This is a genomic window from Haematospirillum sp. H4485, from assembly GCF_012102745.1.
Classification (GTDB): Bacteria; Pseudomonadota; Alphaproteobacteria; order Rhodospirillales; family Rhodospirillaceae; genus Haematospirillum.
The window spans coordinates 82,862-106,416 of sequence record NZ_JAAVSY010000001.1 but is presented as its reverse complement, the minus strand read 5'-3'; the positions used below and the strand labels follow the sequence as shown (position 1 = coordinate 106,416).

Annotated in this window: 21 protein-coding genes; 7 read left to right on the top strand and 14 right to left on the bottom strand. The window is 55.0% G+C overall.

Annotated features, from left to right (window positions below; translation table 11 throughout):
* Positions 1 to 41 precede the first annotated feature (41 nt).
* On the bottom strand, positions 42 to 881 hold the full coding sequence (locus HEQ61_RS00450) for a 23S rRNA (adenine(2030)-N(6))-methyltransferase RlmJ (RefSeq protein WP_168018628.1): 840 nt from the start codon (positions 879 to 881) through the stop codon (positions 42 to 44).
* A 73-nt stretch (positions 882 to 954) separates the two neighbouring features.
* Positions 955 to 2,091, bottom strand: coding sequence for a DUF2817 domain-containing protein (locus HEQ61_RS00445; RefSeq protein WP_322099157.1), 1,137 nt, complete (start codon positions 2,089 to 2,091; stop codon positions 955 to 957).
* A gap of 219 nt (positions 2,092 to 2,310) precedes the next feature.
* Here HEQ61_RS00445 and HEQ61_RS00440 point away from each other — a divergent pair, with 219 nt between their 5' ends.
* Positions 2,311 to 2,976 carry a DUF6134 family protein gene (locus HEQ61_RS00440; protein WP_168018627.1) on the top strand — a complete coding sequence of 222 codons (666 nt, stop codon included), beginning with the start codon at positions 2,311 to 2,313 and terminating at the stop codon, positions 2,974 to 2,976.
* 1 nt (position 2,977) lies between these two features.
* Here the strand turns inward: HEQ61_RS00440 and mnmC are convergent, their stop codons facing one another.
* From mnmC to rplM, 9 genes are all read right to left on the bottom strand, one after another.
* The gene (gene mnmC / locus HEQ61_RS00435; RefSeq protein ID WP_168018626.1) at positions 2,978 to 4,951 is read right to left on the bottom strand and encodes a bifunctional tRNA (5-methylaminomethyl-2-thiouridine)(34)-methyltransferase MnmD/FAD-dependent 5-carboxymethylaminomethyl-2-thiouridine(34) oxidoreductase MnmC; all 1,974 of its coding nucleotides are present in this window, start codon (positions 4,949 to 4,951) and stop codon (positions 2,978 to 2,980) included.
* Between the two features lie 99 nt (positions 4,952 to 5,050).
* Positions 5,051 to 5,851: a cytochrome c oxidase subunit 3 gene (locus tag HEQ61_RS00430; protein WP_168018625.1), complete on the bottom strand. Its 801-nt coding sequence runs from the start codon at positions 5,849 to 5,851 to the stop codon at positions 5,051 to 5,053.
* Positions 5,851 to 6,498 carry a cytochrome c oxidase assembly protein gene (locus HEQ61_RS00425; protein ID WP_168018624.1) on the bottom strand — a complete coding sequence of 216 codons (648 nt, stop codon included), beginning with the start codon at positions 6,496 to 6,498 and terminating at the stop codon, positions 5,851 to 5,853. The genes HEQ61_RS00430 and HEQ61_RS00425 overlap by 1 nt, the downstream gene beginning before the upstream one ends.
* A 2-nt stretch (positions 6,499 to 6,500) precedes the next feature.
* Positions 6,501 to 8,117 carry a cytochrome c oxidase subunit I gene (gene ctaD, locus HEQ61_RS00420; RefSeq protein ID WP_168018623.1) on the bottom strand — a complete coding sequence of 539 codons (1,617 nt, stop codon included), beginning with the start codon at positions 8,115 to 8,117 and terminating at the stop codon, positions 6,501 to 6,503.
* Positions 8,118 to 8,175: 58 nt separating this feature from the next.
* Positions 8,176 to 9,015, bottom strand: a complete 840-nt coding sequence (gene coxB / locus HEQ61_RS00415; RefSeq protein WP_168018622.1) for a cytochrome c oxidase subunit II — start codon at positions 9,013 to 9,015, stop codon at positions 8,176 to 8,178.
* Positions 9,016 to 9,332: 317 nt separating this feature from the next.
* Positions 9,333 to 10,754 carry a homospermidine synthase gene (locus tag HEQ61_RS00410; RefSeq protein WP_168018621.1) on the bottom strand — a complete coding sequence of 474 codons (1,422 nt, stop codon included), beginning with the start codon at positions 10,752 to 10,754 and terminating at the stop codon, positions 9,333 to 9,335.
* 196 nt (positions 10,755 to 10,950) lie between these two features.
* Complete coding sequence (locus HEQ61_RS00405) at positions 10,951 to 12,084, bottom strand: type III PLP-dependent enzyme (protein WP_168018619.1); 1,134 nt, start codon at positions 12,082 to 12,084, stop codon at positions 10,951 to 10,953.
* A gap of 630 nt (positions 12,085 to 12,714) precedes the next feature.
* Positions 12,715 to 13,167: a 30S ribosomal protein S9 gene (gene rpsI, locus HEQ61_RS00400; RefSeq protein WP_168018618.1), complete on the bottom strand. Its 453-nt coding sequence runs from the start codon at positions 13,165 to 13,167 to the stop codon at positions 12,715 to 12,717.
* Positions 13,168 to 13,170: 3 nt separating this feature from the next.
* Positions 13,171 to 13,635: a 50S ribosomal protein L13 gene (gene rplM, locus HEQ61_RS00395; protein WP_168018617.1), complete on the bottom strand. Its 465-nt coding sequence runs from the start codon at positions 13,633 to 13,635 to the stop codon at positions 13,171 to 13,173.
* A gap of 309 nt (positions 13,636 to 13,944) precedes the next feature.
* On the opposite strand from rplM, the gene HEQ61_RS00390 reads away from it, so the two are divergent.
* Together HEQ61_RS00390 and HEQ61_RS00385 are read left to right on the top strand one after the other, a co-directional pair.
* Complete coding sequence (locus HEQ61_RS00390; protein ID WP_168018615.1) at positions 13,945 to 15,735, top strand: potassium/proton antiporter; 1,791 nt, start codon at positions 13,945 to 13,947, stop codon at positions 15,733 to 15,735.
* A 34-nt stretch (positions 15,736 to 15,769) separates the two neighbouring features.
* On the top strand, positions 15,770 to 16,264 hold the full coding sequence (locus HEQ61_RS00385; RefSeq protein WP_245183032.1) for a CoA-binding protein: 495 nt from the start codon (positions 15,770 to 15,772) through the stop codon (positions 16,262 to 16,264).
* A 36-nt stretch (positions 16,265 to 16,300) separates the two neighbouring features.
* On the opposite strand, the gene HEQ61_RS00380 is transcribed toward HEQ61_RS00385, so the two are convergent.
* The gene (locus HEQ61_RS00380; RefSeq protein ID WP_245183059.1) at positions 16,301 to 17,605 is read right to left on the bottom strand and encodes a glutamine synthetase family protein; all 1,305 of its coding nucleotides are present in this window, start codon (positions 17,603 to 17,605) and stop codon (positions 16,301 to 16,303) included.
* Between the two features lie 300 nt (positions 17,606 to 17,905).
* Here HEQ61_RS00380 and HEQ61_RS00375 point away from each other — a divergent pair, with 300 nt between their 5' ends.
* Positions 17,906 to 18,511 (top strand): hypothetical protein, encoded by a 606-nt coding sequence (locus tag HEQ61_RS00375; protein ID WP_168018613.1) that lies wholly within the window; start codon positions 17,906 to 17,908, stop codon positions 18,509 to 18,511.
* Positions 18,512 to 18,540: 29 nt separating this feature from the next.
* Here the strand turns inward: HEQ61_RS00375 and glpD are convergent, their stop codons facing one another.
* Positions 18,541 to 20,064 (bottom strand): glycerol-3-phosphate dehydrogenase, encoded by a 1,524-nt coding sequence (gene glpD, locus HEQ61_RS00370; protein ID WP_168018612.1) that lies wholly within the window; start codon positions 20,062 to 20,064, stop codon positions 18,541 to 18,543.
* A gap of 301 nt (positions 20,065 to 20,365) precedes the next feature.
* On the opposite strand from glpD, the gene HEQ61_RS00365 reads away from it, so the two are divergent.
* Positions 20,366 to 21,160 carry a DeoR/GlpR family DNA-binding transcription regulator gene (locus HEQ61_RS00365; RefSeq protein WP_168018611.1) on the top strand — a complete coding sequence of 265 codons (795 nt, stop codon included), beginning with the start codon at positions 20,366 to 20,368 and terminating at the stop codon, positions 21,158 to 21,160.
* Here HEQ61_RS00365 and HEQ61_RS00360 read toward each other — a convergent pair.
* A complete protein-coding gene (locus tag HEQ61_RS00360; protein ID WP_168018610.1) occupies positions 21,157 to 22,398 on the bottom strand; it encodes a TIGR03862 family flavoprotein in 1,242 nt (413 codons plus the stop codon). The two genes, HEQ61_RS00365 and HEQ61_RS00360, sit on opposite strands and share 4 nt — an antisense overlap.
* Before the next feature lie 168 nt (positions 22,399 to 22,566).
* On the opposite strand from HEQ61_RS00360, the gene HEQ61_RS00355 reads away from it, so the two are divergent.
* Both HEQ61_RS00355 and HEQ61_RS00350 read left to right on the top strand, forming a co-directional pair.
* Entirely contained in the window at positions 22,567 to 23,001 is a 435-nt protein-coding gene (locus tag HEQ61_RS00355) for an Lrp/AsnC family transcriptional regulator (RefSeq protein ID WP_066135189.1), read from the top strand.
* Positions 23,002 to 23,153: 152 nt separating this feature from the next.
* Positions 23,154 to 23,381, top strand: a complete 228-nt coding sequence (locus tag HEQ61_RS00350; RefSeq protein ID WP_168018609.1) for a hypothetical protein — start codon at positions 23,154 to 23,156, stop codon at positions 23,379 to 23,381.
* Positions 23,382 to 23,555 lie beyond the last annotated feature (174 nt).

Here is a 23,555-nt window from a genome sequence, read left to right as displayed (position 1 = left end):
CAGCACCGAAAAATAAAACCCCGAAAGAGAGGGATGCAACCCTAGGCCCCCCCGGCACACCACCCGGAATCCCAGAACGCGCCTTCCTGCTGTCGCAGGACGTCACACAGAAACGGCATCATGTCATCGGCAGCCTTGATTACAGACCAGGGTGGATTGACAAAAACAAGACCGCATCCATTCAGACGGGACGGGAAAAGATCAGTATAAACACAAAGCTCGACAAACCAAATCCTGGTTCCTGTCAAACTGGAAAGCGCTGCCCGGAATGCCCTATGACTGTCCGGATCCTTGACAGGATACCAAAGAGCATAGGTCCCGCTGGCCCAGCGCCTCAGGCCGTCCCGCACAGCATGCTCCATAAGCTGGAACTCGTCACGACGCTCGAACGGTGGATCAATCAGCACCAGCCCCCTGCGCTCGGGCGGTGGCAACATCGCCTTGATCGCTGTATAGCCATCGCAAGCCTGAACCCGCACGCGCGGATCACGGCCCATATTGGCCGACAGCAAAGCCGCATCATCGGGGTGCAGCTCGCACAGGGCCAAACGATCATTCTGCCGCATGGTTTCGCGGACGATATACGGGGACCCTGGATAAAAACGCCCGGTATCACCGCCAATACGGCGCACAAGATTACAATAGGAAATCAGGGGATCCGGGACGACCGCAACATCCAGAAGACGCCCTATTCCCTCGGTCCATTCCCCGGTTTTGCCGGCTTGCGTACCCTGCAAATCATAAAACCCCGTTCCTGCATGGGTATCCAGAACAAAAAACGGTTTTTCTTTCTGCTTCAAATGCTCGAGGGCTATCAGCAGAAAAGCATGCTTGAAGACGTCGGCAAAGTTTCCGGCGTGATAGGCGTGGCGATAATTCATCAGCTGGACGTGTCAAGGTGAACCGAGGAACACAGACATACAGTCCAATACCCCTGATACCAAGGAAAAAAGCCTAGCCCCCCATTTCAGAAAGCCCGACCAAGGCTTGGCGGATCACTTGACGACCACGCGTCATAACCATCTCCTGCCAATCCGGCGTATCAGGATAAAAGGCACGCCGCACAGCAGCCTTGACCACCCGTGTTCCTGGATCGTGCCAGGACAGGGTCCGGCTGGTGCGATACAGCCCGTGATCTGCCCGCAGGGCCGCAAAGACCTCTGCCCACGGCCAAGTCCCGAATTCCAGACCCAGCATACAGCCGCGTTCCCCGACAACAGGATGCCAGAAATAATCAGACAGACCATACCGGGCAGGATAGAGCGTAGATACAGACGGCATCTCAGAAACACTGGCCCCGAACCACAAGCGGGCCGTGCGGGCCGCCCGTGACTCCGGAGAGCACGCAGAGGACAACCCACCATAGCCAAAGGGACCGGAACCACTGCGGACATCAACAACACACAGGCTGGCACGCCCCGCAAGATCATAATCCCGGACCAGGGATTCCAGAATAACGCGCGACCAGGATGGGCCAGAACCGCCATAGAACAGCCCCTCTGGATGGCTGTACTGACCTGACGCCAGAAGATGCTCTGCAACAGCCTCCGTTTTGCTTTCGATAAAAGCTTTCAGATGATCATCTGCCTGGGCAAGAATTTTAGCATCCAGTGATGCCGGAACCACATCATCCGCTACGGCACTGTAAGCCGTGTCATCAGGAAGAGCGGAAGAGAAATCGATAAAGTTGCGATTCAGGTTTATGCCATCCTCGGTCACCTGCCGTAACCAAGCAAATCCCCATGGATTTATAGCGTGTATCAACATCACCGCACAGCTGTCGGGCAAATGGCCGGGACCACCACCAGCCAACCAGTCTGTCTGAATGGCAGATCCGCAAAACCCGTCAACGCCATGCGTAGCCGATATCAACACCAGAACGCGTCTTGCTGCGCGCGAACCAGCCCATACCACGTCACAGGCCAGCAATTCACCAAAGGGCCCCGTCAAGGCATGACGCCGGCTATCAACAGGCAAGCGCTCCCCCTCTGCAGCCAAGCAGAAATTACGCCGTGCCTCCTCATAGTTTGCAGGGAAAGCGGCCAAGAAACCAGACAATGGATTCAGTTCTGTCTGTAACTGGTTCACCACATACATTCCCCTGTGGAAAATAAAAGTAAACAGACAAGACAGAATAAAATCAGAAGGGATCTCATCATATAACGCATTTACATCAACCACAAAAATTCTTTAACCTTGTCTTTGTTGCAGCCATGAATGTGTGTCTTGAAGAATGTGACGGGAAACACGCACAAATTTTTTTACCCACCTTTATATCTTCATGACCAAAGAGCCGGGAAGGTATCCGCAATGCTTGATCGCAGACTTACATGCTCCGCACTGAAGATTGTCAGCTTTGTCTTTATCTTGCTTGTGTCCATAACCCCGCTTGCAGGACAGGCCCAGCCCCCGGCCAATGAAACCTGGGTCTACTCTGTCCTCAGGGATAGCAATCCCATCGGGACGCACAGCATTGCATTCAATCGTCAGGGGGAAACAACCACGGTCCAGATCAAGACAGAGCTGGCCGTTCAGATCGCCTTTATCACGGCATTCCGCTATGAGCATGAGTCAACAGAAACGTGGAAAGGAAAGAAGCTGGCAAGCCTGGTATCAAAAACGAATGATGATGGTACACATCACAATGTCTCGGTTACAGCAGCCAAGAACGCCCTGAGCGTTACCGCAGACGGCACCGAGAAGCAGGTCCCGGCGGATACCCTTCTCCATAATCAGTGGAATCTGGATAACCTGACCCGCAAGACCCTGCTCTCCCCGTTTGATGGCAAAGTGCTGAACGTATCCGTTGCAGGACCGACCAACGAAACCATCGAGATCAACGGCAAAAGCTTCGACACCCGCCGCTACACCATGAGCGGGGATCTGGAGCGGACCTTCTGGTACAACACCAAGGGACAGCTGGTCCGAACCGCGCTGAAATCACGCGGATCGGATATTACGTATGAGCTGCGTTGATTCACCGTGATCGGCGGCGAAGTGCGCGTATTGCAAAACGACCGGGGTGCAACGCCTCGTACAGATCGGTATCAAGGGGCAAGGGGGAACCATCACACAGAGCTCCCAATACCTCCGCCAAAAGGAAAGCTGTCTGAAAGCCCCGGGATCCAAGGGCACCCAGAATATACAGGCCATCAATCAAGGGAGCTTGGGGGTATGAGGTCCCGGGGCGGCCATGATGCAGGTCACGGTATGCTTCCTGCCAGTCCTTTACCCGGAACAAGGGCCCAACCATCGGCATATGGTCGGCGATGGTTGCCCGGAGCGAAATCCGCCCGCCACACGGCTCCCTGCCCTGCCAACGGTCTGCAACCGTCGGCACATGGTTGCCAAGCAGATCAAGGGACCGGCGCGCATCATCGGCCCGTTCCATCGCCCAGCTGTTATCGCCAATATCAGCCCATCGGTCATAAGTTGCCCCCAGCACCCGCATACGGCCCGCATCACCGGTACCGGATACAGCCGGGGACAGATATCCACCAAAAGACAAGGCAACATCGGGCAAACCCGGAACCTCGGGCATAAAGGCAATGTGCCCGCGGTTTGCCCGGACAGGCAGGTCAGCCTCCGGACAAAGACGCGGAATAGAGGGACCTGCCGCCAGTATAACAGCATCGGCTTCGATGCCTGTTCCTTCCAGATGCCATCCGGAAGCCGTTCTGGCCAAGGCCGTAACCTCACCCTGCACCAAGGGAATATCTGCACTCAGGGCCTGACACACAGACAAGGGGCAAATGGACAGGGCATCGGGAAACCACAAGCCACCGGGGGACGAAGACACCCCGATACCGGCAAGAGCATGTGCCTCTACAGAATCAACAGAAACAGCGACCCCCGGCGGCAGGGTGGGAGCGAGGGCGGTCATTTTCCCGTATTCATCATCACTACGGGCCACCGACAAAATACCCCGGCCAACCACCAGATCCAGATCCGGACACATCTTTTCCAGCTCGGCCATAACACGCAGGGTATGCAGGAAAGCCAAGCCATAAAAGCGGCCGTGTATACCCTGGTCCAGAGTCAGACGCGGCTTCAGCAAACCACACGGGTTTCCCGAGGCACCCTGACCCACCTGTCCGGCACGATCAACCAGGACCGGATCAAAACCACGGCGTTTCAGGGCGGCAGCGGCACTGCATCCCCCTATTCCTGCACCGACAATGGCAATACGGACCCCGGTGCGCAAAGGAGCCGGGCGCCTGAACCAGGGATGCGGACAAGACGGTGATGACTGCTGCAAGACGGCAGCGATACATTCGCGCTTGCGCCCATAACCTCGACGTTTCTCGACACGAAACCCCAAGGACTCCAGCGTACGCCGCACAGGCCCCGCAGCCGTAAAGCTGGCAAGGCGTGCCCCGGGCACAGACAGGGATGCAACAGATTGCAGAACCTCGGCACGCCACATATCCGGATTGCGGGATGGCGCAAAACCATCCAGAAACCAGGCATCAACGCGGGCTGATAATCTGGCCAGCGCCGCACCAACCTCCCCGAACCGCAGGTGAAGACGCACCCTACCCTCTGCAAACGTCAGCACATGGGCACCCTGGAAAGCCCGGGGCCAAACAGCAACCAGTTGCTCTGCCAAGGATGCAAGGGCAGGAAACGCGGACAAGGCACGGCACAAGGCATCCTTTGGTAAAGGAAAACCTTCGACAGAAACATAGTCCAGAAACTGGCTGCGGGCAGGATCATCCAGCCACGCCTTCCATGTCAGCAGAAAGTTCAAGCCTGTACCAAACCCGGTTTCGGCAATGGTATAGTGCGCCCGCCCTTGCCAGGATCGGGGAAGATCGCACCCGTCCAGGAACACGTGACGGCTTTCGGCATCTCCGCCATCCACCGAAAAATAAACATCGTCAAAAATACCGGAAACCGGCGTCTCGTCATCCCGCCAGACCAAGCGGGGATCACCCAAGGTATCGCGCATAGGAACTCCGTTGCCTGCAACGGCCGCACCCTGCCACGAAACAGGCCGGGTGTCTTCCCCGGCCTGCATAGCATCTGTTTTTCAGGGAGAAGGCCGCGATCAGAGCCCAACCCACCAGTAAAGAAAAACAAACAGGAAAATCCAGACCACGTCCACGAAGTGCCAGTACCACTCGGCAAACTGGAAGCCCAGATGCTTGGGGCCATCAAAATCGCCCAGCAAGGCCCGCGCCAACATGACGCTCAGCATGCAAACCCCGATGAACACATGAAAACCGTGAAAACCTGTGGCCATATAAAACGTGGAAGGAAAAATACCCTCGCGGAAACCATATGTCAGAAGACCGTACTCCCACGCCTGAAGCCCAAGGAAAATCAGACCGAGGGCGATACTGGCAGCCAAACCCGCCACAAGGCGCCAGCGCTGCCGCAGGGCAATGCCGCCCTTACCCCACATCAGGGTCAGACCGGATGTTACCAGAATCAGGGTATTCGCAAGTGGAAGCCCGAAGGCATGCGCTGTTTCAATACCGGCAGGTGGCCAAACACCGCCAATAACAGGGCTGAAATGCAGGGCATTATGAAAATAAGCCCAGAAGAACGCCACGAAGAACATGACTTCCGAACCAATAAACAAAGCCATGCCCATTTGCAGGCCCGTTACCACTGGTGGGGTATGCGCCCTGTCAATACGGCTTTCCCGAATCACATCCCGCCACCACAGAACCATGGTCAACAGAACCAGGCCCAAACCACACAGCAGTATGAAAGGAGGCTCACCGTGCATATAGTCAACGCCACCCCATGCCATGACAAGGGCCCCCAAGGAACCAAGGGCCGGCCACGGGCTGGGATCTATGATGTGAAATGGATGGCTGCGGGCTGACGCGGCATGACTCATCACAAGACTCCTGATGACGTGGGGACAGGCACTCCATCCGGTTGATCCACGTGGGAAGACGCTGCAGAATCGCTCCCTCCCTCGGGAATCCGGAAAAACGTGTAGGACAGGGTCATGGTTCCAACATCATTGACGTGTTTGTCCGAAACCATGGCCGGGTCAATACTGAACAGAACCGGCATGTCCATGGATTGACCTGGCTCCAGCCGCTGCTCAACAAAACAGAAGCATTCCTGCTTCACAAAATACTGGGCCGCCTTCATTGGTGTTACATTGAACGTGGCCGTACCCGAAACAGCTGCGGCGGATGTATTGGTCGCACGGTAGTGTACCAGAACAGGTTCCCCCACACGGACAGTGACCTCCCGATCCAAGGGAACAAACCGCCATGGCATATCGCGGTTAATATTTGCGTCAAAGCGCACCTTGACCAAACGCGCACCAATCTGGCCAGAGACTTGACCAATACGGGGAGTTCCTTCCAGTCCGGTCAAGGCACAGATCATCCGGTAAGCCGGCACTGCCGCAAACGCAACACCGATCATAACAATGGCCAAGCCAGCGAGAAGGAGGGCAGCACGGACATTGGCCCGCCTGGAATCCTGCACAGCAGGATAAACGGATGTCCGCGCTTCCCCCCCGCGCATGGTCAGCGACCACCGGCCGGAGCGATATGCGGCGGGGTTTCAAAGCAATGCTCCGGCGGAGGGCTGGACAAGGTCCACTCCAAGGTTGTTGCCCCTTCACCCCATGGATTGGCTTCTGCACGGGCACCGGCAGCAAAGGTACGCCAGATAACCGCCAAGAACAAAAGCGCCCCCAAGGCAGAAATATAAGAGCCTATAGAAGACACCATATTCCATCCTGCATAGGCATCCGGATAATCAGGGATGCGCCGCGGCATGCCGGAAATACCCAGGAAGTGTTGGGGGAAGAAAGTCAAATTGACCCCAATGAACATCACCCAGAACTGCACCTGGCCAAGGCGTTCCGGATACTGGCGCCCGCTCATCTTGCCAATCCAGTAATAAAAGGCCGCAAACATGGCAAACAAGGCGCCCAGAGACAGAACATAATGGAAGTGGGCCACAACATAGTAGGTATCATGCAGGGAAATATCGACTCCAGCATTGGCCAGAACAACCCCTGTTACCCCGCCAATGGTAAACAGGAAAATAAAGCCAATCGCATACAGCATAGAGGTGGTAAAGCGAATTGAGCCTCCCCACATCGTGGCAATCCAAGAAAAAACCTTGATACCGGTGGGAACAGCAATGGCCATGGTAGCAGCCGTAAAATAGGCACGGGTATTCACAGCCAGTCCAGTTGAGTACATATGATGCGCCCAGACCAGAAAGCCAACAAGACCGATAGAAACCATTGCGTACGCCATGCCCAGATAACCGAACACAGGCTTTCTGGAGAACGTTGAAACAATATGGCTGATAATGCCAAACGCCGGCAAAATCATGATGTAAACTTCAGGGTGCCCAAAGAACCAGAACAAGTGCTGGTAAAGCATCGGGTCACCACCACCCGCTGGATCAAAGAACGCCGTGCCAAAGTTCCGGTCTGTCAGCAGCATGGTCAGGGCACCAGCCAGAACAGGTAAGCTGAAGACAAGCAGGAACGCCGTAACCAGCATAGACCACACAAACAAGGGCATACGGTGCATGGTCATGCCCGGCGCCCGCATATTGATGATCGTCACAAGAAAATTGATGGCCCCGAGGATAGAGCTGACCCCTGCGATATGAAGAGCCAGAATGGAAAGATCAACCGCACGCTCCCCCATATGCCCCAAGGTCGACAGCGGAGGATACAAGGTCCAGCCTGTACCGGGACCAAGACCGCTAAGACCCGCAAGAACCAACAACAGGAAAGACGGCGGCAACAGCCAGAAGCTGATGTTGTTCATCCGCGGAAAAGCCATGTCCGGTGCACCGATCATCAACGGCACAAACCAGTTGCCAAACCCACCGATCAAACCAGGCATGACCATGAAGAAAATCATGATAAGGCCGTGAGATGTCAGAAACACATTATAGCTTTGGTAATTGTCTCCAAAGACCTGCATCCCCGGGGCATGAAGCTCAGCCCTTATGGCCAGCGACATTGCGGTTCCAACCAGACCCGCCACAACAGCGAACACCAGATACATGGTGCCAATATCCTTGTGGTTGGTTGAATAAACCCATCGCCTCCATCCTGTCGGGGACGCATGTCCGTGCCCCCCGGAATGCGCAGCTACCGTATGACTTTCCATAACGCTTTTCCCCTTGCGTTTCTTGTATCGGGTTTGTTGTCTCGGCGTACCGCTGTTGCTAGTGCACGTTCAAGGCGACCGCATTCTCTCCACCACGCCCTGAAGCGGCTGTTTGAGCAGCAACCCAACGATCAAAATCTTTTTTTGCGACAGCACGGACAGCAATCGGCATAAAGCCGTGCTGAACACCGCACAGTTCCGAACACTGCCCATAATAGGTACCCGGCTTTTCAATCCGGATCCAGGTCTCGTTCAAACGCCCGGGCATTGTATCCGTTTTCACACCAAGAGACGGAACAGCCCATGAATGCAGAACATCTTCCGAAGTCAGAAGAACACGAATTGTTGTGCCAACCGGGACAACGGCTTCACGATCAACAGAAAGCAGGCGTGGCTCGCCTGACTGAAGCGACGCCGCATCCTTCATGAAGCTGTCAAAAGACAAGCCGCCGTGATCAGGATATTCATAAGACCAGTACCACTGATGACCTGTTACTTTTAGGGTCATCTCGGCATCCTGTGCCTTGTCCATCATATAGAGTAGACGAAAGGACGGAACAGCAATACTGATCAGGACAAGAACAGGTACAAGCGTCCACAGAACCTCTACCGCCACATTATGACTAAACGTTGCCGGCACCGGGTTCCGGTTTGCGTTGAAACGCACGACCACATAGCCAAGTAGACCAAGAACCAGAACAACAACCCCGGCCATGATCCACGTAATGAAGTCATGCAACGACGTGATGTGCTCCATGACCGGGGTTGCGGCCTTTTGGTATCCCATCTGCCACGGCTGCGGCTGTCCACCGTCAGCAGCGAGAGTCTGGACGGCTGAAAGACAATAAACCGCCATAAACGACAATACCGGTACAAAACCGACGCGTGTTCTGTTCATAGAAGCCCCCCGGCCCCACTTTTCTTGCCAAACACCTGCCTGCTTTCCCCACCGGCAGATGCTCTCTCCCCATCGTTTCATAACCAGCGGCACCAGAACCGCAACACGAATACTGGCCGCCCATCACGATCAACGATAATGCAGTATCATTGTCACCCCTTCTCTTTTCAAGAGGCTATGTCCATAAATTCCATAAAAAATATCTGCCATATAAAGGTGTTCTGAATAGCACCCAATCATGAGAACCAGCAGATGCAAACAAGAATGAAAACCCGCTCACGCAGAAGCTTCCACAACACCACCGCTGTGCGCCCCGATCAGGACACAATAACATTCCGGAATTGCCACGGGTCATCACGGTCCAAGCATTCATCGAAGAAACGACTACGTCCGTTCAAAGGCGTCCATGACGTATATACACCCTCCACAACACCAAGATAGGGCTGTGCAAGAGACAGTATATCTTCATGCGGCAAGGCTTCGGCTTCAAGGATACCGGCATCCGGATTCTCGATAGCCCAGACAACGCCCGCCAGTACAGCTGCCGTAACCTGTAGCCCCGTTGCATTCTGGAAAGGGGCCAAACCACGTGCTGTTGCAATATCAAGCCGTGATCCATACCAGTAGGCATTCTTCTGATGTCCGAATAACAAGACACCCAACTCATCATGCCCATCCTGAATGTCATCAACAATCTGTACCGGTACTTGCGGGGCATCCCACCCTTTTCCTGCAAGCTCATGCAGGCTGAGAACAGCGGCATCACAAGGATGATAGGCATAGTGACATGTAGGACGATACACAACACGGTCTCCATCATGGACCGTCAGATAATCCGCCAATGAAATAGATTCATTATGGGTAATCAAGAACCCAAAAAACGGTCCCTCGCACGGCGTCCACGTGCGCACCCGAACAACGGCTCCGGGGCGATCCAGCCAGATGGCAGCCTTGCAGCCAAAGTCATGATGATGCCCACCCTGTGGCAAAAATTTCTCGTGCGTTCCCCATCCCAGCTCTGCAGGTTGAAGGCCTTCCGAAATAAAGCCGTCAACAGACCAGGTATTCACAAACGTCATCTGCTCTTTCGGACACGCCGATCGCTGGGTATCCCGCTCTGCAATATGAATGCCTTTTATACCCAGCTTTTGCGCCAGCAAGGCCCAATCCGTTTGCTCTTCCGAGGCCGTAGCGGCAACACCGGTATCACGCGCAATGTGCAACAAGGCGCGCTTGACAAAATGACTGACCAATCCGGGATTAGCACCATGGGCCAGCAAGGCCGTCGGCCCTTTCCCATACTGGCCTGCCAGCATAATGGCCTCTTCCCGGAGGGCATAGTTACTCCTCTGAGCCGGAGAAGCCGCAGGGTCCGTATATCCGCCGGCCCAAGGCTCTATACAGGTATCAATATAAAGGGCACCCCACTCCCGGGCCAGGGAAACCAGGGCGGCCGAACTGACATTCACCGACAGGTTCACGATAAAACCACTCCGCCCCTGCAACAGATGCGCCAAGGTCTGCCGCAAGTTGTCGGCATCCAGTGCCTGCTGGATAAAGCGTACGCCCATTTCTTCGGCAATACCCCGCCCCCTGTCATCTGCACTGACAACAGTAACGTCCCTGCCCGGTAGATCGATGTGCCTGAACAAAAGCGGCAAGAAACCCTGACCGATACCACCAAAGCCAATAATGACAATAGGACCGTTAAAAACCGTCCGTCCAGGCACATGCCCCATAGAATGCCCAACCCCTGAAAAAACTGAAGCAACCCAAGGACAACCCCATACTGGAATACAACACACCATGCAACTACCATAGGTATATCGTATCATCTATACATGGATATCCACGACTGCAGAAAGTGCAAAAGTGACGTAAAAAACCGCCCCGAACCATGGTCCGGGGCAGTCGAGTCACAGTATGACAACGTGTTCAGATATAAAATGCTTGTAGAGGGGGAAAGCCGTTAAAAGCAACGGCCGAATACGTCGTGGTATAAGCACCGGCCGAGCCGATCAGCACCTTGTCTCCAATTTCCAGGGAAACAGGCAAGGGATAGGGCGTATGTTCATAGAGCACATCGGCGGAATCGCAAGTAGGCCCCGCCAGAACACATGGTGCCATCTCTGCACCATCACGCGGCGTGTGAATGGGATAGCGAATGGCTTCCCCCATTGTTTCCGCAAGCCCGCCAAATTTTCCGATATCCAGATACACCCAGCGCAATTCATCCGGACGGGATGACTTTCTTGAAATCAGAACGACTTCAGCCTGTAATATACCTGCGTTGCCGACCATGCCACGGCCAGGCTCAATAATTGTTTCCGGCATACGATTCCGGAAATACCGGTGCAAGGCATCGCTGATCGCACGGGCGTAACTGTCAACATCAGGGATATCGCGCAGGTAACGAACCGGGAACCCCCCTCCCATATTGACCATGGAGAGGTCGATGCCTTTTTCCGACAAAGACTGGAAAATTTCCGCAACACGCTCCAAGGCGCGATCATAAGATCCAACATCACTCTGCTGCGATCCAACATGAAAGGAAACACCGTAGGCACGCAAGCCAAGCGCATGAGCATAGACCATAAGCTCAACAGCCATCTCGGGCTCGCAGCCGAATTTACGGGACAGGGGCCACTCTGCCCCTTCACAGTCGAACAGGATACGGCAGAACACCCGCGCTCCCGGGGCAACCCGGGCAATTTTCTCCAGCTCCTCACGGGCATCAAATGCAAAAAGCGTTATGCCCATCTGATAGGCCCGGGCAATATCAGTCTCTTTCTTGATCGTGTTTCCATAGGAAATACGATCCGGTGTTGCCCCTGCCGCCAGTGCCATTTCGATCTCGGGGACCGAAGCTGCATCGAAACACGACCCAAGACCTGCCAGAAGCGACAGAATCTCCGGGGCCGGATTGGCTTTTATGGCATAGAAAACACGCGTATCAGGCAAACACGTGGCAAATGCCTGGTAATTGGCACGGACCACATCAAGGTCCACAACCAGGCAAGGGCCTTCGGGACGGCGGGTTTCAAGGAAATGATGAATTCTTTCAGTCATGGCAGCGAGCTTTCGGCTGTCAGGTTTCACGAAACCGGAAAACCACCCGGACAGCACCCCCATGCTTTTCCGGATATCCCGCAGGCTTCCGGCACCTGCAGGCGAATGGCAGTGCTTGCTGTTCGTGGCTGGCACACCAGGCAGCCGGGGGTTGCCGACTGTTGGGTCATGGGGCCAGTTTTCGGATTGGGGAGAACCAACCCGCACGCTTGGCAATGATGTAAAGTGCCTCTTCAGTAACGCCAACGGTGGAAGGCTGGCGGAGACCAAAAAAGCCGCGTTACGTCGTTGCTTTAGGTCGCCTCCAAAGCCCCGGAAAATCAGGAACTATGGCTGTCCGGCGACGACGGGCACGTGCGAATACGGACAATGTTTCTGTAGCTCCGGACGACAGACAATGCAAACGGTTTTTGCGGTCCGCAATGCCATACTTATGCACTCATAAAAGTGCAGGAATAAACTTTATAAAGCGATAGGGGAAAACAGGTCAGCAAAACAAGATAAAGGGGAAAGACCCAAAGACATATTCCAGACATATCAGCCCGAAACAGGGCAAAAAGCCCCCTCCTGATGCACAAAAGGGGCTGACACATGCCAGCCCCCAGTGAACAGCAACAAAGAACGCTGGGATCAGCGCTTCGAGAACTGGAAGGAACGGCGAGCCTTGGGCTTACCGTACTTCTTGCGTTCAACCACGCGGGGGTCACGGGTCAGGAACCCGGCAGCCTTCAGGGAAGGACGCAGCGCCGGATCAAACAGGGATAGGGCACGGCTGATACCATGACGAATCGCCCCGGCCTGACCGGACAAACCACCACCGTTGACGGTGCATGTCACATCAAACTGGTCGGACACGTTGGCAACCGAAAACGGACGATTGACAAGCATTCTCAGAACAGGACGCACGAGGTACTGCTCCAGGGAGCGGCCATTCACAATAATCTTGCCGGAACCTGGCTTTACCCAAACACGGGCGACAGCATCCTTGCGTCGACCGGTTGCATAGGAACGACCCTGTGCATCACGCTTCGGCTCGACTTTTGGCATCTCCATGACGGAGCCCTTCAAATCCGCGAGGGACATGGATTACGCGCTCCTCTTGTTCTTTGGATTACGGGCAGCCAAGTCCAGCACTTCAGGCTGCTGGCTCTCGTGCGGATGCTCGGCGCCGGCATAAACCCGAAGCTTCTTCAGCTGGGCACGACCAAGCGGACCACGGGGCACCATACGCTCCACGGCTTTTTCAATAACACGGGCCGGGAAAGGACCTGTCAGAATCTGCTCCATGGTACGGTCCTTGATGCCACCCGGATACCCGGTGTGCCAATAGAAACGCTTCTGGGACAGCTTGCGACCGGTCAGGGCGACCTTCTCGGCATTGATGATGACCACATGGTCACCGGTGTCGATATGCGGGGTATAGATTGGCTTGTGCTTGCCCCGCAGTATATTGGCGACGGTGGCGGCAAGGCGGCCCAGAACGACGCCTTCGGCATCAATCACATACCACTTGCGAGACACATCCGTCGGCTTGGCGGAATAGGTTTTCATGGCTCTCACTTTATTTATCGCCGGGCGCAGGCACCATAAGCCAGCACCCCGGTGAAACCAGGAGCGCGGAGTATGCCACGAAGAGAGAAGACGTCAACCAAAATTAATTCTTTTATATCAATGCGCTAATAGTGCGGTTTTATAGTACCTTTACTGAGTGCCGCATAAAGCAAGGCATTACAGGGATTATGTGCACAACACATTGCAATCACCCAAACATGACAACGCCCCGAAAGCAGTATCTGTAACGGGGTACGCGCCCTATACTGGAAAAAGCCTGCCGTCCTGAAAGAAAAGGGAATTCCGCCCGTGGAAACGGCAAACCACCTTATCCTGATTGGTGGCAGCCTGTTGCTGGTTGCAATTCTTACTGGCGCCTTGTCAACGCGCATTGGTGCCCCTTTGCTTCTGGTTTTCCTGGGGTTTGGCATGCTGGCGGGCGAAGATGGCCCCGGGGGCATCCGTTTTTCCAACTTCGAGGCCATTTACACCGCAGCCTCGGTTGCTGTTGCGATTATCCTGTTCGATGGTGGACTACGGACATCATTCCGGTCTGTACGACGATCGTGGGGGCGGGCCGCCGCACTGGCGACGGTGGGCGTTGTGATTACGGCCGTCATAACCGGCATAACTGCCTGGATTGCCTTTGACAGCGGCGTTCTTGTGGCCCTTCTGACCGGCACAGTCGTCGCCTCAACAGACGCGGCTGCAGTCTTTTTGCTGCTGCACCAACAAGGATCGGCCGTCCGGGAGCGAGTGTCCTCGACTCTTGAACTGGAATCAGGGGCCAACGATCCCATGGCCGTTCTCCTGACCGTTACGCTGGTAGGCATGATCCAGACCAATGGGTCAACAACTGACTCCCTTGTCACCTCAGGTCTGTCACTCCTTCAGGCCTTCAGCGTGGGCACGGCAATCGGCATTGGCGGGGGGGCCGCCCTGGCCTTTCTGGTCAATCGCACCTTGCTGGCCCCGGGTCTATACCCTGTCATGCTGATTGCGGGCGCCCTGTCACTTTATGGAATCAGCCACGTTATGGGTGGCTCTGGTTTCCTGACCGTCTATCTGGCCGGCATCGTTGCGGGCAACCAGCGGCTACGGGCACAAAGCGTCATTCTCCGTTTCCACGATGGCATTGCCTGGGTCAGCCAGCTTGTCCTTCTGGTTGGACTGGGGCTTCTGGTCACTCCGCACCAGCTCCTGCCCGATCTAGGACCGGCCTTGGCTATCGCACTGACTATGGTTTTCATTGCCCGACCGGTGGCGGTGGCCCTTTGCCTGGCTGGCAGCCGCTTTGCCCCGCGGGAGAGAGCCTTTATTGCCTGGGTTGGCCTGCGGGGCGGGGTTCCGATTTATCTCGCCATCATCCCGGTTCTGGCCGGGATTCCGGAAGCCCAGCGCATTTTCAATATTACCTTCACGGTCGTCCTTGTCTCCCTGACCCTGCAGGGGTGGACCATTGGCCTGGCAGCGAGGCTGTTGAAAATTGAGATCCCCCCGGCCCCGGCACAGGAGGGACGCCTCGAGGTCGATATCCCGTCAAACCTGGACCGTGATATTGTTGGTTACACCGTCGGGGAAAGCTGCCCCATGGCCGGTCGGCCTGTCTCAGAACTCAGCCTCCCCCAGCGAACGCGTATTCTGGCTGTCCTGCGATCTGGCCTTGTTGTGCCCGAACGCATGCTGCATACCCTGAAAACCGGTGACTTTGTGCTGTTCCTGGCGCCACCGGAACACAGCCTGACCCTTGATCGACAATTCCTGTCCAATAGCCGGAAGAAAAGCAATACAGCCCTAGGGGATTTTGTTATCCCCGGAGCGACGGCACTGGGGCCCGTCTCTTTGGCATACGAAATACCCGTTGATGGGCCTGTCGAAGGCGTCACCATTGCAGAATGGCTGAGGGAGCACTTGGCTGACACTCCATCAATCGGAGATGCGGTATCAGCCGGCCCGGTCGAGCTTGTTGTCGTGCAAACGGAAGGTGACGAGATCATCTCTGTCGGCATTCGCCTTGACCCGACACGCTCGGACCTGTGGGACAAAATTCTGCGATACCTGCCCCGATGGCTGCGGGTGCATATACATACGCACGAGTAATTAAGCACAGCAGCCGGTAATGGAGATCATGACGATGGACAAAAACCCCATGCACTTCCGTCACACACCAGACCAGCTTCCACAAGATCCCCATGCCCTGATTGCCTATCCGGATTCCGTCCTGCGCAGCATTCTTGAAACTGTGCGTGTTATTGCTATGGTGGGGGCTTCTGACAGGCCGGAACGCCCAAGCTACGGCGTGATGGCCTTTCTGCAAAAGAAAGGGTACCGGGTCATCCCGGTCAATCCGTCACTGGCCGGTCAAACCCTGTTGGGGGAGCAGGTCTTTGCATCCTTGGGCGATATCCCCCATGATTTTGACATGGTAGATATTTTCCGGAAAAGTGATGCCGTACCCAACATTGTGGACGAGGCCATTCGCCTGGCACAACAGCGCCATATAAAGATCATATGGATGCAGATCGGCGTAAGGAACGACCACGCTGCGTCCACGGCCGAAGCCGCGGGCCTGTCTGTCATCATGAACCGCTGCCCGAAACAGGAATATCCCCGCGTCATGTCACCCTGATCAGACGCGGGGACCAGACATCCATTCACGCCATCATTAAACGTTCAGCAACAGGAACTCACGCTCCCAAGAGCTGATGACATCCTGATAGGCATCCCACTCCGCCCACTTCACCGCCGTGAAGGCAGCCCCGAACAAATCCCCCAGATGCTCGTGCAGGCGCTGTGCTTTCTGGAACTTCTCAATGGCATCGGGCAAATGTTTTGGCAGATCATGGGCCTTGGTGTAGCCCGATCCCGTTATCGGGTTTGATGGCTCCAGACGCTCCACCATGCCCAGATAGCCGCACAACAGCGATGCCGCAATGGCAAGATAGGGATTGGCATCCGCTCCGGACAAACGGTTCTCGATGCGGGTATCGCCGGCTTCCGAGTTGGGGACACGCAAACCAACCGTCCGGTTGTCACGCCCCCAGTGCATGTTGATCGGGGCCGAGAAATTCTTCACCAGCCGCCTGTAACTGTTGACGTGCGGTGCCAGCAGCAACATGGCTTGGGGCAAGTAGGTTTGCAAGCCGCCAATGTGCCAACGGAAGAGATCACTTTCCTTGCCGTCCCGATCAACAAACAGGCTGAGCCTGCTGTCACGTTCAACCACAGACTGATGCAGATGCATGGCGCTGCCCGGCTGTCCCTCAAGGGGTTTGGCCATAAAGGTCGCGTACACATTGTGACGCAGCGCTGTCTGATGCACCGTACGCTTGAACAGGAAAACCTGGTCCGCCAGATCCAAGGGGTCTCCGTGCTCGAAATTGATCTCCATCTGCGCAGGCCCGGACTCGTGATGGAGCGTATCAACATCAAGCCCCTGAGCCTCGGCATAGTCATACACGTCCTCGAACAAAGGATCGAATTCGTTGACCGCATCGATCCCAAAAGCCTGACGCCCGATTTCAGCCCGACCTGAACGTCCGATGGGAGGCTCCAGAGGATAGTCAGGGTCCGTGTTGACCTTGACCAGATAAAACTCAAGCTCAGGGGCAATAACGGGGGCCCACCCCTTTTCCTCATACAGGCACAACACCCGGCGAAGAACGTGGCGGGGCGCAATATCAACCGAACTGCCATCCCTGTAATAGCAATCGTTGATAACCTGGCAGGTTGGCTCGTCGTACCATGGAACGACTCGGACCGTGGATGGATCAGGACGCAAATACATGTCCTGATCCACATCCTCCATCACATCCTCTTCGGGGTAATCCCCCGTGATTGTCTGAATAAACAAACTTTCAGGCAAACGCAGCCCACGGTCTTTCAGGCCAGCAATAAATTTGTGGGCAGGTAATATTTTACCCCTTGGTACACCCGCAAGATCGGGAACAAGGCATTCCACTTCGGTCATGCCTCGCTCTGTGATCCACTGGACCAGATCTTCTGTTGTCAGGGGCCCTCCACTATCGGTAGAGGAAGGAGAAGAGGCCGGGGCGCCGCTCGGCGCGGCTTCGGTCTCAGACATGCAACGCCTCGTCTGTAAAGTCATACACTCGCAGATGATAGCCCGACATCCCCCGCAGAGACAACCATGACAACAGACGAAAACAGCCGTATGTACACGCGGAACGGGCGGACGTAGAATGATCGAATGCCCGTGCCGTGGTCCACATACGGCGTCCGGGACTTCCGGGGGGAGGAGGACCAAGCCATGGATTATGCCGTTCTGACGGGGCTGACGGTATCCGTTGCCGCCTTGGTTATCGGTCTTTTCTTCCTGCTCTCCTATCTGTCATCCCTTGTCAAATCAGCCTATCAGATAAAGGTGGAACTCCGCTCTGACATGGAGAAAAACCTGCGCCATATTCGGGATGAACTTGGAAAACAGTCACGCCAGTTGCGTACCGAGCTTGTCAAGGATGTCAGCAGGATCCGCCGGTCGCTGGAACAGGACAGCGCGGTACGCATTGATCGCATGGAACACGACCTGCGCGCCACAACGGAAGAAAGCATACGCAAACACGAAGCCGCTGTACGTGAACACATGAGCATCATTGCATCACGCCTTGCGCAGATCGAGGATGACATATCCCGCGCTTACAAGAACGCAGCGCGGCAACAGGCACCACGCAAAGTGCAGCGGGACACGACACGAAGACCCGGCCAGGACTCCAGGGAAGCCGGAACAAGGGCAGCACACATGATGGAGCTGTTACAGGCCCGACAAGAACAGGCTGAAACCAAGGCCAAAGATCAGACACCACCCCTTCCCCAGCCGGTTGACTTGCCGGATTTCGGCAATCCAACCCGACAATAGAAGACCTGATGCCGTGTTACTTAGGGAAATCAGGAGACCTGACTACGGATCCAGGTATCCAGAGCCCCTGCCTCCTCTCGGGTCACGCGCAATCCCAAGCGGGACCGTCGCCATAACACATCGTCTGCGCTGCGGGCCCATTCATGCTGGATCATCCACTGCACCTCCCGAACGGTCAGACCTGCCCCGAAAGCCTCCCCAAGATCAGAAAAGCACGACGCATCACCCAGAAGATCGTTTACACACGTACCATATGCACTGAAAAGACGGTGCGCCTGACGCGCGTCCAGAAAAGGATAAGCCCTCAACAGATCTGCAATGTGTCTGTCAAAGTCAACGGGATCAAAATCACCGCCCGGCAGACAGGAATCCTCTGTCCACGATGGGCCAAGACCGGGAAAGAACTCACGCAGACGTTCAAGGGCTGACTCGGCAAGCTTGCGGTACGTCGTTATCTTGCCACCAAAAACGTGAAGAACAGGGGCCGAATCAGAAGGTCGCTCAACACGCAGAACATAATCACGTGTCACAGCATGAGACGCCGAGGCGCCATCGTCATACAAAGGCCGAACACCGGAATATGTCCAGACAACATCCGAAGGACAAACTGAATAGCGAAAATAACGTGAAACGGCCGCACATAGATACGCAGTCTCTTCCCCCGAACAGCAGGCATCCGATGGGTCACCACTGTAATCCAGATCTGTTGTGCCAATCAGGGTAAAATCATCTTCAAAAGGCAGGGCAAAAATAACGCGACGATCCGTGTGCTGAAGGATGTAAGCTTTTTCATGGCTGAACTGCTTGGGAACCACAATATGACTTCCACGGACCAAGCGTACCTTCTCTCTCGGTCCTGCATGAGACGATGCACCATCAATCACGTTGGCCATAACATCATTCACCCACGGTCCGGATGCATTGACCAGAACTTTTGCCCATACATCCTGTTCACGGGATGAATCACGCGACACGACAGTCAGGCACCACCCTCCTGCATCACGGCGGGCCCTGATACACCGTGTACCACTGTCAATAACAGCACCACGCTCGGCCGCATCGCGCGCATTAAGGATTACCAACCGCGCATCATCTACCCAACAGTCGGCATACTCAAACCCCTTCTGGAAAGCCGGTAAAAGGGGCGCACCGGACGGATCAACTCGCAAGTCCAAGGCACGGGATGCAGGCAAAAACTGACGCTGCCCCAAAAAATCGTACAGGAAAAGACCAAAACGCAGGATCCAGTACGGGCGCAAACCCGGTGCCCAAGGAAGGATAAAGGACAAAGGACGAACAAGGTGCGGAGCGGACCGCAACAAAACGTTCCTTTCAGCCAGAGACTCCCGAACCAAGCGAAACTGCATATGTTCAAGATAACGCAAGCCACCATGAATCAACTTGGTACTGGCCGATGAGGTTGCTGATGCGAGGTCATCACGCTCGCACAAATACGTCGACAAGCCACGTCCGGCAGCATCTCGCGCGATACCACACCCATTAATGCCGCCACCAATAACGGCAAGATCATAGGGTGCGTTATACGCTGTCATTGCATACCCCTTACGTTGTTCCCGACCCTGTTAAACAGAAAATACTGAACAAATTTTCTACGCCCATATTCTTAAGGATGATCAATTTTCATATAAAGATAAAAAGGTTCAAGACAGTTATAGAACTATATCAGCGCATCTACCATAGATCTATATACCGACAATTCCCTCTTAACTTTTAAAACAACAAGCCGAAAACAAGGGGTAGAAACCAGACATCTTTATCGTGTTTTTACACCTTGACCGGGAAAAGATGATCCTTATGCTTCCTCGCTCATATCTTGCATGAAAAGGACACACGATGATCCTGTCTTTCCGGCAGCAGGAAATCATGGACGCGGCTCGTGAAACCGGAAGGGTCCTGGTTGATGACCTTGCATCCCGCTTCCAGGTCACACCACAAACAATCCGCAGGGATCTGAACGAGCTGTGTGAACGTGGCATGCTGGCCCGGGTCCATGGTGGTGCAGTGCTGGCTTCAGGGATCGAGAATGTCGGCTACGAAACACGCCGTGTCATTGCTGCCGACGAAAAGAATGAAATCGGGCGACTGTGTGCGTCGGAAATACCGCACAACGCATCCCTGTTCATGAATATTGGCACAACAACAGAGGCTGTTGCCCGTGCCCTTCTGGGCCACCGGAATCTGCTTGTCATTACCAATAATCTTAATGTTGCCAATACACTGACCCAGAACCCATCATGCGAGATCATTGTCGCCGGTGGCATACTTCGCCGCTCTGACGGTGGCCTGGTCGGGGAAGCCACAGCCGAGTTCGTCAAGAAGTTCAAGGTTGACTACGCTGTTATCGGGGCATCTGCCATGGACGAGGATGGCGCTCTTCTGGATTACGACTATCGGGAAGTACGCGTGGCCCAAGCTATTATTGAAAATGCCAGACAGGTGTTTCTGGTTGCAGACCGCACAAAGCTGTCACGATCGGCACCTGTACGGATCGCTCATATAAGCCAGGTTTCGGCCTTGTTCACAGACGAGGTGACCTCCCCTCGCCTTTCCCAGGTCTGTACCCAGGGGGGCGTCAAGGTCTTCTGTACAGCAAACGCCATAACCCGGATCAGTGTCTTGCAGGACTAATCTTCACAACGATCCTGCTTCTGCAACCATGACACAAGACCGGAAGCCGCGTGCGCACCTGTTGCCAGGCAGGCTGTCAGCAAATATCCTCCGGTCGGTGCTTCCCAGTCCAGCATCTCTCCGGCACAAAAAACGCCCGGCCAAGATGACAGCATCAGCGAGGAGTCCAGTTCTGCCCGCACCACTCCCCCCGCTGAACTGATAGCCTCGGCTATGGGTCGGGGGGCTAACAGCGACAAAGGCAACGCCTTGAGGAACCGGGCCAGATCATCAGGACGGGACAATGTAGAGGGATCGACACACTCGCGCAGCAACGCGGCCTTGACGCCCCCCAGCCCAACAGTTTTTCTAAGAAATGTTGACCAGGACTGACGACCGCGGGGTGATGAGAGACTTCGCACCACCTGCCCATAGCCACGATCAGGCAACAAATCCAGACAGGGCACAGCCTGACCATCTCTTTCCAGCGCATTCCGCAAAGCGGCTGCAAAAGCATAGACGAGGCCACCCTCTATCCCGCTGCGGCTGACAATCATTTCGCCCTTCCGGGTAACGCCTTCAAAAGACAACGCCACACCCTTGAGGGGTTCTCCTTCCCAGCGGGCCATAAAATGATCGGACCAAGCCCGCTCAAAACCGCAATTGGCAGGACGCAGCGGGGCAATGGAAAGACCTGCAGAGGACAGAATATCAACCCAGGCCCCGTCAGACCCAAGCCGCGGCCAACTGGCACCGCCCATTGCCAGTAACACAGCACGCGCACGGACAGATACATGCCCTTCCGGACTCTCAAACACCCAGTCTCCGGACGAAGCACGCTCGATCCAACGACAACGGGTGTGAATGACAACGCCTTGGCTGCGCAGCTGCCTGAGCCAGGAACGCATTAAAGGAGCTGCCTTAAAGTCAACGGGAAAGACACGCCCCGATGTACCCACAAATGTCGCAATCCCGAGATCGGCAGCCCAACGCTGAACGTCTTCTGGACCAAAAGCCCTGATCATAGGTTCCAGCCAAGACCTTTGCTCACCATAACGACCCAGGAAAAGATCCTCAGGCTCGGAATGCGTCAGGTTAAGACCCCCTCGACCTGCCAACAAAAATTTGCGCCCGGGGGAAGGCATGGCATCAAAGACATGCACATCCGAAAAAACAGATGAAATCTTTTGTGCGGCAATCAAGCCAGCCGGCCCTGCCCCAATGATAGCCACATTCACGGCCTTTACAGATGTGCACATCTCTTCTTTCCAGCCTGATCCGGCGCGGACCATAGCAGTGTCAAAACCTGAAAGCCAAGGCCCATTCACGCGCCATGAACCCGGGCATGACCCGATCATGGCGCTTGCCCAAATGGGCCGAGCGTGCATCATGGGGACAAAACTGAACAATAGGTTTCTTGGTGGACTATGGCTCTTGATGATCTGGATCGACGCCTTCTGGCACTGCTGCGTGATAACGCGCGGCTACCAGTTGCCTCCTTGGCGGGCATTCTTGGCGTGTCACGCGGCACTGTCCAGAACCGCCTGGATCGCCTTCAAACAGACGGGGAAATTCTTGGTTTCACAGTACGAACCCGCTCTGAGGTAACTGGCCCCACAGAAGGGGTACGCGCCATTACGCTGATCCACGAACAAGCGCGCACCAGCGAAAACACCCTGCGGGCCCTGCGCGAAATCCCCGAAGCAAAAACCATCTACACGTCGAATGGACGTTGGGACATTGTTATGGAAATGCAGGCGCAATCCTTGTCAGAGCTGGACAATGCCCTGTCATACATCAGAAAGCTGAAAGGCGTGGAAATCACAGAGACCATAATACTTCTCACACCACACAAATTATAAGAACGAAAGAAAATGAACGGCAAAACACCGTCATAAAACCAGAATAAAGCCTGCATTGTATGCTATCATTTGCGCATATAAATAGAATTGAATACTGAGCAATAAAAGGTAAAATACGGGAACGGTAGTAACTGCTTCGGATAATCTTTGCCATGCCGTTTGATATTTATGGAACGTACCATGATACATGCACAGAAGGCTTGGATCCGGATTCCTGCTCCCCGGCGGGTCGCGTAGTTGCCATTCGCGGCATTCACGCCTGTTTGACATACTTGCTTCACGAGGCTGAAGCCCTGAGCCCGGAACTTGCCAGTTCTATCCATTCAGCTATCAGCGCAGCTGAAGATGTCATGCAACAACAGCCCGACATGCGCAACTGAGGTACCCACGACCACTTGCTTGATCTACACACCGAATCATCGCGGCGCCGTGGTTTTGCTTGTATGCGATTGCAGCTGATTCCCGGTATGCTGTGGCAGCATGAAGCGGAGGACGCGAAAAAAACCTTGGATTGATAGACTGATATTATAAAAACCACGACAGGGCTATCCCCC

Bases quoted from the DNA above. Each gene is read 5' to 3' on its own strand.
- HEQ61_RS00450 (WP_168018628.1), bottom strand. From the start codon at position 881: ATGAATTATCGCCACGCCTATCACGCCGGAAACTTTGCCGACGTCTTC.
- HEQ61_RS00440 (WP_168018627.1), top strand. From the start codon at position 2,311: ATGCTTGATCGCAGACTTACATGCTCCGCACTGAAGATTGTCAGCTTT.
- mnmC (WP_168018626.1), bottom strand. From the start codon at position 4,951: ATGCGCGATACCTTGGGTGATCCCCGCTTGGTCTGGCGGGATGACGAG.
- HEQ61_RS00430 (WP_168018625.1), bottom strand. From the start codon at position 5,851: ATGAGTCATGCCGCGTCAGCCCGCAGCCATCCATTTCACATCATAGAT.
- HEQ61_RS00425 (WP_168018624.1), bottom strand. From the start codon at position 6,498: ATGCGCGGGGGGGAAGCGCGGACATCCGTTTATCCTGCTGTGCAGGAT.
- ctaD (WP_168018623.1), bottom strand. From the start codon at position 8,117: ATGGAAAGTCATACGGTAGCTGCGCATTCCGGGGGGCACGGACATGCG.
- coxB (WP_168018622.1), bottom strand. From the start codon at position 9,015: ATGAACAGAACACGCGTCGGTTTTGTACCGGTATTGTCGTTTATGGCG.
- HEQ61_RS00410 (WP_168018621.1), bottom strand. From the start codon at position 10,754: ATGGGGCATGTGCCTGGACGGACGGTTTTTAACGGTCCTATTGTCATT.
- HEQ61_RS00405 (WP_168018619.1), bottom strand. From the start codon at position 12,084: ATGACTGAAAGAATTCATCATTTCCTTGAAACCCGCCGTCCCGAAGGC.
- rpsI (WP_168018618.1), bottom strand. From the start codon at position 13,167: ATGTCCCTCGCGGATTTGAAGGGCTCCGTCATGGAGATGCCAAAAGTC.
- rplM (WP_168018617.1), bottom strand. From the start codon at position 13,635: ATGAAAACCTATTCCGCCAAGCCGACGGATGTGTCTCGCAAGTGGTAT.
- HEQ61_RS00385 (WP_245183032.1), top strand. From the start codon at position 15,770: ATGGACAAAAACCCCATGCACTTCCGTCACACACCAGACCAGCTTCCA.
- HEQ61_RS00380 (WP_245183059.1), bottom strand. From the start codon at position 17,605: ATGACCGAAGTGGAATGCCTTGTTCCCGATCTTGCGGGTGTACCAAGG.
- HEQ61_RS00375 (WP_168018613.1), top strand. From the start codon at position 17,906: ATGGATTATGCCGTTCTGACGGGGCTGACGGTATCCGTTGCCGCCTTG.
- glpD (WP_168018612.1), bottom strand. From the start codon at position 20,064: ATGACAGCGTATAACGCACCCTATGATCTTGCCGTTATTGGTGGCGGC.
- HEQ61_RS00365 (WP_168018611.1), top strand. From the start codon at position 20,366: ATGATCCTGTCTTTCCGGCAGCAGGAAATCATGGACGCGGCTCGTGAA.
- HEQ61_RS00360 (WP_168018610.1), bottom strand. From the start codon at position 22,398: ATGTGCACATCTGTAAAGGCCGTGAATGTGGCTATCATTGGGGCAGGG.
- HEQ61_RS00355 (WP_066135189.1), top strand. From the start codon at position 22,567: ATGGCTCTTGATGATCTGGATCGACGCCTTCTGGCACTGCTGCGTGAT.
- HEQ61_RS00350 (WP_168018609.1), top strand. From the start codon at position 23,154: ATGCCGTTTGATATTTATGGAACGTACCATGATACATGCACAGAAGGC.